The 13,280-nt window shown below is 61.0% G+C and carries 8 protein-coding genes and 1 tRNA gene; 6 read left to right on the forward strand and 3 right to left on the reverse strand.

Going from position 1 to position 13,280, the window contains the following annotated elements:
- Positions 1-8: 8 nt before the first annotated feature.
- The 3 genes from PIB16_RS02480 to PIB16_RS02490 are packed head-to-tail and all read left to right on the forward strand — an operon-like array spanning position 9 to position 2,903.
- Positions 9-1,166 (forward strand): ABC transporter ATP-binding protein, encoded by a 1,158-nt coding sequence (locus PIB16_RS02480; protein WP_065654422.1) that lies wholly within the window; start codon positions 9-11, stop codon positions 1,164-1,166.
- An 11-nt stretch (positions 1,167-1,177) separates the two neighbouring features.
- Positions 1,178-2,086 (forward strand): ABC transporter permease subunit, encoded by a 909-nt coding sequence (locus PIB16_RS02485; RefSeq protein ID WP_078051236.1) that lies wholly within the window; start codon positions 1,178-1,180, stop codon positions 2,084-2,086.
- A 4-nt stretch (positions 2,087-2,090) separates the two neighbouring features.
- Positions 2,091-2,903 (forward strand): ABC transporter permease, encoded by an 813-nt coding sequence (locus tag PIB16_RS02490; RefSeq protein WP_004432617.1) that lies wholly within the window; start codon positions 2,091-2,093, stop codon positions 2,901-2,903.
- A 310-nt stretch (positions 2,904-3,213) separates the two neighbouring features.
- Here the strand turns inward: PIB16_RS02490 and PIB16_RS02495 are convergent, their stop codons facing one another.
- Entirely contained in the window at positions 3,214-4,878 is a 1,665-nt protein-coding gene (locus tag PIB16_RS02495; protein ID WP_065654419.1) for an ABC transporter permease, read from the reverse strand.
- A gap of 78 nt (positions 4,879-4,956) precedes the next feature.
- Positions 4,957-8,718, reverse strand: coding sequence for an ATP-binding protein (locus tag PIB16_RS02500; protein ID WP_271044913.1), 3,762 nt, complete (start codon positions 8,716-8,718; stop codon positions 4,957-4,959).
- Between the two features lie 316 nt (positions 8,719-9,034).
- On the opposite strand from PIB16_RS02500, the gene PIB16_RS02505 reads away from it, so the two are divergent.
- The 3 genes from PIB16_RS02505 (at position 9,035) to PIB16_RS02515 (ending at position 11,709) form a co-directional block, all read left to right on the forward strand.
- Positions 9,035-9,111: transfer RNA gene (locus PIB16_RS02505), tRNA-His, on the forward strand.
- A gap of 232 nt (positions 9,112-9,343) precedes the next feature.
- On the forward strand, positions 9,344-10,972 hold the full coding sequence (locus PIB16_RS02510; RefSeq protein WP_271044914.1) for a Ppx/GppA phosphatase family protein: 1,629 nt from the start codon (positions 9,344-9,346) through the stop codon (positions 10,970-10,972).
- Complete coding sequence (locus tag PIB16_RS02515) at positions 10,969-11,709, forward strand: RlmE family RNA methyltransferase (protein WP_078051233.1); 741 nt, start codon at positions 10,969-10,971, stop codon at positions 11,707-11,709. The genes PIB16_RS02510 and PIB16_RS02515 overlap by 4 nt, the downstream gene beginning before the upstream one ends.
- On the opposite strand, the gene PIB16_RS02520 is transcribed toward PIB16_RS02515, so the two are convergent.
- Positions 11,710-13,107, reverse strand: coding sequence for an MDR family MFS transporter (locus tag PIB16_RS02520; protein WP_035236057.1), 1,398 nt, complete (start codon positions 13,105-13,107; stop codon positions 11,710-11,712).
- Positions 13,108-13,280 lie beyond the last annotated feature (173 nt).

Below are 13,280 nucleotides of genomic sequence, written 5' to 3' on the forward strand. Positions count from 1 at the left end.
TAGGGTGAATGGCGAAAACTCTGGGGCCGGTCAAACGCAAATTTAGCCCTTGGGACAATCCCGATGCGGTGCCCTTCATCCGCTTTGAAAACGTCACCAAACGTTTTGGCGATTTCGTCGCCGTCAACAATCTGACGCTCGATATCTATGAACGCGAATTCTTCTCGCTGCTCGGTCCCTCCGGCTGCGGCAAGACCACGCTGATGCGCATGCTGGCCGGTTTCGAGGAACCGACCGAAGGCCGCATCCTGCTGCAGGGCAAGGATATTTCCGGCGTGCCGCCCTATAAGCGCCCCACCAACATGATGTTCCAGTCCTACGCGCTTTTCCCGCATATGTCGGTGGAAAAGAACATCGCCTTCGGTCTCGAACAGGACGGCCTGCCAAAAGCGGAAATCGCCTCGCGCGTCGAGGAAATGCTGCGGCTCGTCAAACTCAGTGAGTTCGCCAAACGCAAGCCCAGCCAGCTTTCCGGCGGCCAGCGGCAGCGCGTGGCGCTCGCCCGGTCGCTTGCCAAGCGGCCGAAGGTGCTTCTGCTGGATGAACCGCTCGGCGCGCTCGACAAGAAGCTGCGCGAGGAAACGCAATTCGAACTGATGGACATCCAGACCAATCTCGGTCTCACCTTCCTCATCGTTACCCACGATCAGGAAGAGGCGATGACGGTGTCGGACCGGATTGCGGTGATGGACAAGGGCAATGTCGTGCAGGTGGCGACGCCGGCCGAGATTTACGAAGCGCCGAACAGCCGCTACGTGGCGGATTTCATCGGCGATATCAATATTTTCGACGCCAATGTCGTCGCCAATGCTTCCGATATTGGCAAACCGGGTCTGGTGACGCTGGATTGCGAAGGGCTGAAGGTGGCGGTGGAGCAGGAATGCGCCGCTGCGACCGGCAGCCAGGTGGCTTTCGCCATCCGCCCTGAAAAGGTCCGCATCTCGCTCGATCAGCCCGCCGATAGCAGCATCAATTCCGCCTATGGCGAGGTCTGGGATATCGGCTATCTCGGCGACTTCTCCGTCTTCATCGTCAAGCTTGCCGATGGCCGCGTCATTCGCGCCGCGCAGGCGAATGTCTCGCGTCTCGTCGATCGCCCGATCACCTTCGGCGATATGGTGTGGCTGAACTGGAAACCGGATTCAGGTCTTGTCCTGACACGCTGAGGGAGGCTTTCATGGCGATCACCACTCCCGAAAACCGGCAAAGCCCCTGGCGCTGGCTGGTCGTCGCGGTTCCCTATTTCTGGCTGCTGCTATTCTTCGCAGCACCGTTTTTCATCATCTTCAAAATCTCGCTGTCGGATACGGCGATCTCCATGCCGCCCTATACGCCGGTTTTCGAAGGGTTTTCGAAGCTCGGCGCCTTCTTCTCCGAACTGGATTTCGAAAATTACCTCTTCCTGACGGAAGACCCGCTTTACATTGACGCCTATCTATCATCGCTGCGCATCGCCTTCATCTCCACCTTTCTGCTTTTGCTGATCGGTTATCCCATGGCGCTCGCCATGGCGCGCGCGCCGTCTTCCGTTCGTCCGACGCTGGTGATGCTGGTGATCCTGCCGTTCTGGACCTCGTTCCTGATCCGCGTTTACGCCTGGATCGGCATTCTGAAGCCAGAAGGCCTGCTGACGGTGCTGTTCCAATGGCTCGGTCTTCTCGGGCCGGACCAGCAGGTCAATATCTTCCGCACCGAGACGGCGATCTTCATCGGCATCGTTTATTCCTATCTGCCCTTCATGGTGCTGCCGCTCTATTCGGCGCTGGAAAAGCTCGACAATACGCTGCTGGAAGCGGCCGCCGATCTCGGCTGCCCGCCATGGAAGGCCTTCTGGAAGATCACCTTCCCGCTGTCGTTGCCGGGCGTCGTTGCCGGCTCGATGATCTGCTTCATTCCGATAACAGGCGAATTCGTCATTCCCGATCTGCTCGGCGGCGCCCAGACGCTGATGATTGGCAAGACGCTGTGGACGGAATTCTTCGGCAACCGCGACTGGCCCCTGGCATCGGCCGTCGCCGTTCTGCTTCTGCTGTTGCTGGTGGTGCCCATCGCCATCTTCCAGAACCAGCAGAAGAAGGTGGGGTGAGGCCATGAAGCGCGGAAAATTCGACATCACCGTCCTCACCCTCGGTTTTGCCTTTCTTTATATCCCGATCATCATCCTGATAGTTTATTCCTTCAACGCCTCGAAGCTCGTTACCGTCTGGGGCGGTTTCTCGCTGCAATGGTACCGCTCCATGTGGTCCAACCAGGGGCTGATGGATGCGGCCTGGGTGACGCTGCGTGTCGGTATCCTCAGCGCCACCATCGGCACCATCCTCGGAACGCTGGCGGCGCTGTCGCTGACGCGGTTCGCGCGGTTTCCGGGCCGGGTGCTGTTTTCCGGTATGATCTATGCGCCGCTCGTCATGCCGGAGGTCATCACCGGCCTGTCGTTGCTGCTGCTCTTCGTGGCCGTCGGCGTGGATCGCGGTTTCTGGACGGTGGTTATCGCCCATACGACTTTCACCATGTGTTACGTGGCGATCGTCGTGCAGTCGCGGTTGCTTACTTTCGATCGTAGTCTCGAGGAAGCCGCGCTCGATCTTGGCTGCCCGCCGGTCAAGACTTTCTTCCGCATCACCCTGCCGCTCATCTTTCCCGCCGTCATTGCCGGCTGGATGCTGGCCTTCACCCTGTCGCTGGACGATCTGGTGATCGCCAGCTTCGCCACCGGCCCCGGCGCAACCACGTTGCCGATCAAGATTTATTCGCAGGTTCGCCTCGGTGTGACGCCGGAAATCAACGCCATCTGCACGATCCTGATCGGGCTTGTCACCATCGGCGTGATTGTTGCCTCCATCGCTTCCAAACGCACCGAATTGCAGCGGATGCGCGACGAACATGCGGCGGCGCGGAACTGATCGAATATCCTGCGTCGATTTTTACGCGTTACTGTTGAAATCGCGAGAAAAGTAGAAACTGTTAATTTAGTTTCGGCGCTTTACGGTCTCAGAATAGGAATTTTCGTCGGTAATTGATCGATTTTGGTTTTAACCGCTTGTTAATAGGAGTTGGCGGAAAGTAAACCCAACGCAGGGCCGTCAAATTTTTGATAGCCGGGACTGATAATTTCCATCTGGCGAGATTGTCCCCCTTTCTCTCGTTGAAAAGCACAACTCATCCAGGCGGCCGCAAGGCCGCCTTTCTTTTTGCCGCAAAGGCCCGTGCCACTCAGCGGTTTTCTGGATGATCCATCGATTTCGAGACGAGAAGCACGGGAATAAGCCCGGCAATGATGATGATGATCGCCGGCACGGCCGCATCCTGCACCCTTGAACGCGACGCATCCTCATAAACCAGCGTGGCCAGCGTGTTGAAACCGAAAGGCCGGAGCAGGATCGTGGCCGGAAGTTCCTTCATGGATTCGATCAGGACGAGCAGAAAAGCCGTCAGCGCCGCGGGCCGCATGTTGGGCAACAGCACCTTGAACAGCGTCTGCGCCCGGTTGCGCCCAAGCGTCCTCGAGGCCATGTCGATATGCGGCGAAAGCTTCTGAAAACCGGCATCGAGCGTGCCTTCCGCCATGGTCATGAAGCGCACGGCGTGGGCATAGATGATGGCGAAGGCGGTGCCGGAGAGCAGAAGCCCGGTGGAAAAGCCGAAATGTGCGCGGATAAAGCCATCGACGCCATTGTCCAGACTGGCGAGCGGAATGAGCACCCCGATGGCGAGCACGGTTCCCGGCACGCCATATCCCATGGAGCCGAAGCGGGCGGCCACCTTCGAGGTGCGCGAGCGCTCGGTGCGGATGGCATAGGAAAACACGAAAGCGGCTATCAGCGTCACGAAGGCAGCGGAAAGCGAGACTTCGAGACTGTGTCCGAGCGCTTTCAGAAGCTTCGGCGCAAACAGCGCATCGAGCCTCCTCGCGGCGTAACCGCCCAGCACGATGACGGGAATGAAAAAGCCGCTCGCCACGGGAACGAAGCAGAAAAGGCTTGCACCCCAGCGCCGCCAGCCGGTGAGCGCCTTCAGCCGGTGGCGCTGCGCCATGCTTGTCGCTTTCGGCGCGCCAAAGCGCTGTTTTTCCCGCGCATTGCGTTCGATGACGATCAGCGCACCGACGATGACGAGGATGACGGCGGCGATCTGCGTCGCATTGGCGAGATTGCCGCGATTGAGCCAGGTTTCGTAGATGGTGAAGGTCAGCGTCTGGACGCCGAGATATTCAACCGCGCCGATATCGTTCAGCGTTTCCATCAGGACCAGAGAAAGCCCGATGGCGATGGCCGGCCGGGCCATCGGCAATTGCACGGAGAAAAACACGTTCAGCGGTTTTGCGCCGAGCGTGCGGGCCGCTTCGGCCGCAAACCGTCCCTGCATGGAAAAGGCGGCGCGGGCCGAGAGATAAACGTAAGGATAGAGGACCGAACTTAGAACGATCACCGCACCGCCGAGTGAGCGTATGTCCGGAAACCAGTAATCGCGGATGCTGTGATAACCGAAAGCGGCGCGCAACGCGCTCTGCACCGGGCCGGTAAAGTCGAGAAACTCGCCGAAAGCATAGGCGGCGAGATAGGAGGGGATGGCGAGCGGCAGCACGAGTGCCGCGGACAATAACCGCCGCAGCGGAAATTCGAATGTGGTGACAAGCCAGGCGCAGACGATGCCGAAAAAAGCCGTCGTCGCGGCCGTCATCCCCAGGAGCAGGAAGGTGCGAAACCCGGCGCGCGGCAGGACATTGGCGAGAAGATGCTGCCATCCTTCCGTGCTGCCGGTCAGCGCCAGCCAGAAAATTGCCAGAATGGGCATGGCGGCAATGGCCGCGACGATGACCGCCGTGATGGGCAACACCGAGAAGCGTCTTGTTGCCGGAAGGGAAACCGTCATGGACATGCCAGTCTACTGTCGTGCAAAGGCCTCAACCGGCGACCATCGTGTCGGCGGCCTCCGCATTGCTACGCCCGCATGGCCTCAGTTGGCAAGAACCCGCTGCGACGGAAAGGTGATTTCCACCAGCGTGCCTTCATTCGGCGTGGAGGTAATGGAGAAATTCGCCCGGTTGGCGTCCACCATGGCCTTGGTCAGCGGCAGGCCGAGCCCGGTGCCGTCGCCGCGCACGCGCTTGCCGGAGGAGGCCACCTGCCGGAACGGCTTCATGGCCTGTTCCAGTTCCGCCCGGGTCATGCCAATGCCGGTGTCGCGAATGCGCAGCGACACGCTGCCATTGGCCTCATAGGCGGTGGACACCACGATCTGGCCGCCGGATGGCGTGAAGCGGATGGCGTTCGACAGGATGTTCAGCACGATCTGCTTGATCGAGCGCAGGTCGGCAACGATCTGCGGCACGGATTGCGCAAGTGCGGTGCGGATGATGACGCGCTGGTTATTGGCCTGCGGCTGCACCAGCGAGACCGCCTCGGCCACCGTTTCGTTGAGCGGCACGGCGACGAAATCCACATCCATCTGCCCGGCCTCGATCTTGGAAATATCGAGCAGATCATTGACGATATCGAGCACATGCCGGCCGGAACGGCCGATATCATTGGCATATTCCACATAACGCGGATGGCCGATCGGCCCGAAACGTTCGGTCGCCATCATGTCGGCAAAGCCGATGATGGCGTTGAGCGGCGTGCGGATTTCATGGCTGACGCGCGCCAGGAAGTCGGTCTTGTGGGCATTGGCGGTTTCCGCCGCCCGCTTGGCGTTGCGCAGTTCTTCTTCGGTGCGCTTCCACTGGGTGATGTCGCGGATAACCGCGCAATAGCCATGCGAGGATTTTAGCCGGCCGATGGTCATGAACAGCGGCAGGAAGCCGCCGGATGCTTCGCGGCCGATCACTTCGCGGCCGTCATTCAGCACGCTGGCGACACCGTTATTGGCAAGGCCGGAGAGATAATCCAGCACGGCGCGCTGGCTCTCATGGGCAAAGAGCGTAACAAAAGGCTTGCCGGCGATTTCACCATTGTCATAGTTGAACAGCGCGCTGGCGGAACGGTTGAGCGAGCGGATTTCGCCTTCGTCTCCCAGAAGCACCACGCCGTCGGTGGCCGTTTCCAGAATGGAATGCAGCTCCTCCACTTCGCCCTGCAACAGGGAGAGGCTGCCTGCTTCCGCATTTTCGGCATCGCCGGCAGCAATATTTTCGTTGGCGGCCGCAACCGGCGCCTGCTTTTCCTCAAGCGGCACCAGCGAAAGCATCAGCGCCTTGGTTTCTTCCCAGCGGATGGATTGCAGCCGGGCCTTGACGGGAATGATGTCGTTGTCAGAGCTGACGACCACCATGCCGCCTTCGTTGTCCGGCATGTCCTCCAGCTCCTGCCGCTGCAGCAGCGCTTCCAGACCGCCCACCTCTTCGAGTTCGGCGAGAGAGCCATAGCCCGTCAAGCGCAGGAAATCCGGGTTGGCGTGGATCAGCCTGTCGCCGGCATGCACCAGAAGCGCCACGGGCATCTGGTCCAGCGTCTCGGCCGTCAAGGCATTCGCGGGGCGAACGGATGGGCTGACCATGGCGGCGGCAATATCGGCCGCCGGCCGCTCGTCAGCCGCAGGCTCCTGCTTTTCGTCGGAACCGCTTTCATCCGCCGCTGCGTGAATGGCAGCAGGCTGCTCGCCACGAACATAGTCGGCGAAAAGATCGTCTTCCTCCGCCGGTTCGGTTTTCCTGTCGTCATTTTCCGTATCGGAAGGCGCGCTTTCCGAAGCATCCGCATCGATATCCCGCTGGATATCCTGCATGGTCGGCTCAGCGGAAATGGCTTCCGCATCCGTTTCCCGGTCTTCTTCGGAAGCAGCATCCGCCGGCGCAAGGGCCCGGCCGATTTCGCGGAAGGCGGCCTGCTCGCCTGCGGTCAGCCCCTCGCGGGAGCGCGAGCGGCGCTCCTCCAGATGGACGACCTTGTCGGAATAGTCCGGCTCCAGCGCGGGTGCTGCAACCGGCGCTTCGAATTCCGGCGGGGTATAATCATGGTGCTGTTCTTCAGCCGAATGCGCGGCCGCCGCATCGGCCTCCGTTGCCGGGACCTCGTCCTCAGCGATGGAACCGGTGTCTTGCGCCGCGTCGTCATCCTCATCGATAAAGGCCAGCAATTCGTGGCTTTCATCCTCAATAGTGGGCTGCGGCAGGGCTTCCGCCGGATCGGCTTCTTCGCCGTTGAGGAAGGTCAGGCCCGTGGCATGCGGGTCTTCGGCGGCATCGGCAAGCCGCACGATGCCGAAACCGCGGAAACCGTCGAATTCGCGTGAGCGCGTATAGGTGGGCAGGGCGGCAAGATCTATCGGCACCATTAGCGATGTGCCTTCCACCGGCCAGTAGATCGTCTTGCCCGACCATGTGTCGCGCCGGCCGAGAAGCTCGCGGATCTTGCCGTCGGGATCGAGATTGAACAGGGCCGCGACATCGGCAAAGCCCATGCCTTCCACCGCAGCCGCCTTGGCGCCCACAGCCTCTGCAAATTCATGCGAGATCGAACTGAAGCGTCCTTCCGCATCGATTTTCCAGACGAAACGGGAAGCGCGCGCACCGGCATTGAAAACAAAAGGCTGTGCTTCTGCGCCAGCGCCGATGTCCGTCTCCTCGGTCTCCGTTTCCGCCGTTATCTCCTCATCCGCCGCAGGAGCAGCGTCTGACGGCGCGGTTTCGACGATTTCATCGTCCGTGACTGCGTTTTCTTCGGCAGGGGCTTCGGCGATTGCCCGCTCGGTCAAGGGGGCGTTTGCTTCATCCTCATCGAGTTCGAAAAGATCGGCGATGTCGTCGGTCATCGCCACATGTGCAGCGGCGTCGGCATCCTGCGCGGAAAGCGCCGCCGGGGTCTCCGCTCCGATTGCCGGCAATGAGAGAAGGCTGTTCTCATCCTGCTGCGCTGCCACTTCTTCTTCGGGATCGGCCGGCAGTTCCTGCACCTCTTCCACATCCTCGATGCCAGCGACGGCATCGAGCACGGAATCGAAGGAGGTTGCAGCGGCAACGGGCGCGACCTCCGCAACCGGCAGGGCGGCCTCGGCGGCGGCTGGCGTTTCCTGTGGCCTGTCTTCTGCGAAACCATTGACGGGATCGAGTGTGCCCAGCGCGGTTTCGACCACGAACATCAGGTTCAGTTCGGGCGATGCCGCAATCTGGCCGGTGGCGGCGGGCAGGTAACCCTTGCCGGTCGGCACCGGCCGCTTGACGAGATGGCCGGACTGTCCGGCTGCCATTTTCACCAGTGTCCGTGCCGTGTGCGGCGTGATGCCCAGCGACGAAAAGCCGGGCGAGGCGGCGACAATCTCGTTCTCGCCGTTCAGAACCGCCATATGGATATCGGGGTCGTCGAAACCTTCGATCATGCGTCTGGCGCATTCCGCCGTGTCGGGTGCGACTTGGTCGGTGAGGGCGGAAAACAGGATGGCGGGCTGGCCGGGTTCGGCCTCGATGATTTCCGCGCGCGCCGTAACGGCAAGGCTGCGGAAACCCGACGTAATGCGAATGGTAAACGGCAGGCTGTCGCCTGCTTTGGAAAGCCGCGCCGCCGTGGCTGCCAGTTGCCGGAAGGTCACGTCCTGCGGTTTCGGGCCCTGTTCCAGAAAATCATAAACCATCGGCGTGCCGAACAGCGCCGCACCCCGGCCATTGGCCCAAAGGGCGTTTTTAAGGTCGAGCGAGAACAACGCCATGGCCTCGCCACGCCCGAAACCTTCACGCACCCGTTCATGCACTGCGATATCGATAAAGGGATACTGGACGGCGGGCATGTCGAAACCTATTCTGGCACTACCGGACCTTGCGGGCTTTTCGGCTTCCTCATGAAGCTCTAAACGTAAACCCGCCGAGGCATCACGTTAACAGAATTTTAAATAACTTCACAGCGCGGTCCGGTCCACCATCCGCCGGATGAATCGCCAAATAGAGTTAACATCAACAGGCCGCTGCGGCCTCTTTATGTCAGCCCGGCCCCTTGAAAAGCACTTGCCTTTCTCAGCCTTTTTTCGCAAAATTCGAACAGGCACTTGCAAATGGGGAAAACACCTTTTATGTCACCCCCCGTGACGCCGCTTCGGCGTTTCATGTGCGGTTGTAGCTCAGTTGGTTAGAGCGCAGGTTTGTGGCACCTGAGGTCGGTGGTTCGACCCCACTCAACCGTACCATTCCCCTCTCCCAGTAAGTTATGCGTCACAAGGACTTTCCGGGAGAGGGGAATACTTTACCAGCCCCATCCGCGCAGGCCCCTCCCGATTTCCGAAAATCCTCAAAATTATTGCCATGTCCGTGGTGGTTCCCACGCAACCTTGGTGACGTGTGAGCTTTGCGACACGCCGCCCGGCAAAAACCATTTGGCTAAAATCGCTTGCGCTGGTATTGTCCGCCCAACGAAACCTTATGAAAGCCAGCAGCATAGCGTCTACGCTTGTGCGCGGCGAAATGGACAAGACAGTGATCGACCCCGGAAACGGCTCAAAGCCGTCGGAACAAGGGGCGTCGGTGGCGAACAAAGGGAAAGCGAAGCGATCCCGTCGTGGCAAGAAACACAAGTGTGACGGTCAGCCCCGTGACGCTGCTGTGCTGTCGCATGATGTTGCCGCGGATGTTCCGGCCGGTTCCTCCTATGCATCGGCTCTTGAGCCGGATGCCGAGCCGCGCAAGAGAAAGCGCCGCAGGCGCTCTCGCGGCAAGGGTGCTTCTCAGCAGGCTGCCTCAGCTTCCACCGTGCCGGCGCAGGCTCCAGCCGCAACAGATGCTGCCAATCCATCCGCCGTGCCGCCAGGCGCAGGGCGAAAGTCGCGCCACCGCAAGCGTGGTCACCGCGATCCGCGCAGCCGCGATCCACAGGGCCGTCCGCTGGTTCCCACCCATGCGCCGAAACACGTCGGCAAGCAGAATGGTCGCGCCAATGGGGCCGGGCAGGAACCGCACCGGCAATCCGAAATATCCGCTCGCCACGCAGGCCGCCAGCATGAACATGGCCAGGAGCCGCCGGCGGATATGTATGCCGCGCTCGATCTCGGCACCAATAATTGCCGGCTTCTGATCGCGCAGCCGACGCGGCCCGGTCAGTTTCGGGTCGTCGATGCCTTTTCGCGCATCGTCCGGCTGGGCGAGGGGCTGGTGTCGAGCGGCCGGCTGTCCGACGACGCCATGGATCGAGCTGTCGAGGCTCTGAAAGTCTGCTCCGCGAAACTCTCCGGTCGCCCGATCAGGCGCATGCGGCTCATCGCCACCGAGGCCTGCCGCGCGGCGTCGAATGGCGAGGAATTTCTGGCGCGTGTCACGCGGGAAACGGGCCTGAAGCTCGAAATCATCAGCCGCGAGACGGAAGCCCGCCTTGCGGTGTCTGGCTGCGCCTCTCTCGTTGGGCGCGAGGCGCGTTCGGTCGTGCTGTTCGATATCGGTGGCGGATCGTCGGAAATCGCCGTCATCAAGGTCGGGGAAAATCGCTCGAACCGGCTCGCCAATCACATCACCCACTGGACCTCGTTGCCGGTCGGTGTCGTCACGCTCTCGGAACGCCATGGCGGGCGCGATGTGACGCCGGACGTCTTCGCCGCGATGGTGCGGGAAGTCGAAGGGTTGCTCGATGCCTTCCATTGCCCGCCTCTCGCGCCGCAAACCCATCACGAGGATTTTCATCTTATCGGAACTTCGGGCACGGTCACGACGCTTGCCGGCGTCCATCTCGATCTGCCACGATACGATCGCCGCAAGGTGGATGGCCTCTGGCTTTCCGATGCAGAGGTTACGGCGATGCAGGACAAGTTGCTGGCATGGGATTTCGCCGGCCGCGCCGCCAATGCCTGCATCGGGCCTGACAGGGCCGATCTGGTTCTGGCCGGCTGCGCCATTCTCGAGGCCATTCGCCGCCGCTGGCCGGCACGCCGTATGCGCGTGGCGGATCGCGGTCTTCGCGAAGGCCTTTTGACGGATATGATGGCGGATGACGGCGCATGGCGGCGCAACCGCATTCGGCGCATGCAGATGACACGGCAGGACAGGACGGAAGGTTTGACATGAGCAAGGCGCCGACAAGCAACAACCGCACCGGCCGCAAGATCGGCCAGAAGGTCAAGAAGACCAAGCTCAAGGCCTCGTCGCGCCGCTGGCTGGAACGTCATATCAACGACCCCTATGTGCAGCGCGCCAGGCTTGAGGGCTATCGCGCCCGCGCCGCCTTCAAGCTCCTGGAAATCAACGACAAGCACCAGATCCTCAAAGGCGCGCGCCGCATCATCGACCTTGGGGCGGCACCTGGAAGCTGGTCGCAGATCGCTTCGAAGGTGACGGATTCCACCGAGGACGATATTCGCGTTGCCGCCATCGATTTCCTCGAGATCGATCCCATTCCCGGTGTGAAAATCCTCCAGCTCGACTTCCTCGATCCCTCCGCGCCGGAAAAGCTGATGGAGGCTGTTGGCGGCACGCCCGATCTGGTGCTGTCGGACATGGCCGCGCCCACCACCGGTCACCAGAAGACCGACCATATCCGCACCATGCATCTGTGCGAAGTCGCGGCCGATTTCGCCGTTCAGGTGCTGGCGGAAGGCGGCCACTTCCTTGCGAAGACCTTTCAGGGCGGCACGGAAAAGGCATTGCTGGATATGCTGAAGAAGAACTTCAAGCAGGTTCTGCACATCAAGCCGGCGTCCTCACGCTCGGAATCTGTGGAAATGTTCCTGCTTGCCAAGCACTTCAAGGGCCGCAAGGGCGAGCCGACCGACGCATCCGAAGCCGAAGAGGCTTCCGAAGACTGATCACTCCGCCGGTTGTGAGACCTTGCCCCGGTGGCCGGAGACGGCCGCCCCGGCATTGCCGTCCATGCGGATGATCGGCACGATGGCGAACAGCGATACCAGCGCCACGATGGTGAAGGCGATGTGGAAATCGGCGAGCTGCAGGTGCGTGCCGGACATCATGCTGCTGACTTCCAGAATGGAGGCGGCGAAAGCCACACCCAGCGCCAGGCTGATCTGCTGCAGCACCGACGCCATCGAAGTCGCCTGGCTGGCCTGACTGTCCTCGATATCGGAATAGCTGAGCGCGTTCGATCCGGTGAAGAAGAAGGACCGGGCAAATCCCGCTGTTACAAGGAAGATCATGATCAGCGGATAAGGCGTTTCTGGAGTGAAGAAGCTGTTGGCGAGCGTGGTGCAGGCGCCGACGATGCCGGCCCCGATCAGTGTCGAGCGGAATCCTGTTGCCGCAAATACCCGCTTGGCCATGAATTTCGTGGTGATCGCGCCGATTGCGCCGGCAAAGGTGATCATGCCCGACTGGAACGGGTTAAGCCCGAAACCGATCTGCAGCATCAGCGGCATCAGAAAGGGTATGGCGCCCGTGGAAATGCGGAAAACGGTGCCGCCGACGGACGCTGCCCGGAAGGTCGCGTTCTGGAATATGCGAAAATCGAGAATGGGGGCGGGGTGGCGCGCGGCGTGGCGCAGATAAAGAAAACCGCAGATGAAACCGATGATCGTCGAGGCGATGCCGATGGCGGGCGGCAGCGCGGGCAGGCTGACGACGGAGAGGCCGAACACCACGCCGGAGGCGGCGATGCCTGACAGCACGAAGCCCTTCCCGTCCATCGGCGGCGGGTTGGTGGTTTCGATTTCCGGCAGGAAGATCGTCGAGAGCCAGATGCCGATGACGCCGATTGGCACGTTGATCAGGAAAATCCAGTGCCATGAAAAATAGGTGGTGATGAAGCCGCCGATGGGTGGGCCGGTAAGCGGTCCCACCAGCCCCGGAATTGTCAGCAGCGCCATGGCGGAGACGAGTTCGCTGCGCTTGGTTGTGCGCAAAAGCACGAGGCGGCCAACGGGCGTCATCATCGCCCCGCCCATGCCCTGTAGGAAACGCGAGAGCACGAATTCGAACACCGAGGACGACACCGCGCAGCAGATCGACCCCACCACGAAGACGCCGATGGCGAAACGGAAGATTTTCTTCGCGCCATATTTGTCGGCCATCCAGCCGCTGATCGGAATGAAGATCGCCAGCGCCACCATATAGGCCGTCAATGCGAGCTTGAGCGTGATCGGGCCGACATGAAGGTCGGCGGCAATTGCCGGCAGCGAGGTGGCGATGACGGTGGAGTCCATCTGCTCCATGAAGAGAGCGACTGCCAGGATGAGGGGAATGATGCGGTTCATGAGGCTGCCTGCGGCTTTCCGCTGCGACAAAGGATATCGCCGTTCCTCCTACGCCTGATAAGCGGGCTTGCCAACACGTTAATTATCAATTTCTCAAGTTCCGATCAAACCTGCGTGAGGCCGGTTTTCTTGCAACTTTATCGCTCTATTGTCCGTTGGCATGGTTCAGTTGG

The sequence above is a fragment of the Agrobacterium sp. ST15.13.015 genome (genome assembly GCF_027871645.1).
GTDB classification, from domain to species: Bacteria; Pseudomonadota; Alphaproteobacteria; order Rhizobiales; family Rhizobiaceae; genus Agrobacterium; species Agrobacterium leguminum.

Excerpts from the sequence above, each read along its gene's own strand:
- PIB16_RS02480 (WP_065654422.1), top strand. The coding sequence starts at position 9 with ATGGCGAAAACTCTGGGGCCGGTCAAACGCAAATTTAGCCCTTGGGAC.
- PIB16_RS02485 (WP_078051236.1), top strand. The coding sequence starts at position 1,178 with ATGGCGATCACCACTCCCGAAAACCGGCAAAGCCCCTGGCGCTGGCTG.
- PIB16_RS02490 (WP_004432617.1), top strand. The coding sequence starts at position 2,091 with ATGAAGCGCGGAAAATTCGACATCACCGTCCTCACCCTCGGTTTTGCC.
- PIB16_RS02495 (WP_065654419.1), bottom strand. The coding sequence starts at position 4,878 with ATGTCCATGACGGTTTCCCTTCCGGCAACAAGACGCTTCTCGGTGTTG.
- PIB16_RS02500 (WP_271044913.1), bottom strand. The coding sequence starts at position 8,718 with ATGCCCGCCGTCCAGTATCCCTTTATCGATATCGCAGTGCATGAACGG.
- PIB16_RS02510 (WP_271044914.1), top strand. The coding sequence starts at position 9,344 with ATGAAAGCCAGCAGCATAGCGTCTACGCTTGTGCGCGGCGAAATGGAC.
- PIB16_RS02515 (WP_078051233.1), top strand. The coding sequence starts at position 10,969 with ATGAGCAAGGCGCCGACAAGCAACAACCGCACCGGCCGCAAGATCGGC.
- PIB16_RS02520 (WP_035236057.1), bottom strand. The coding sequence starts at position 13,107 with ATGAACCGCATCATTCCCCTCATCCTGGCAGTCGCTCTCTTCATGGAG.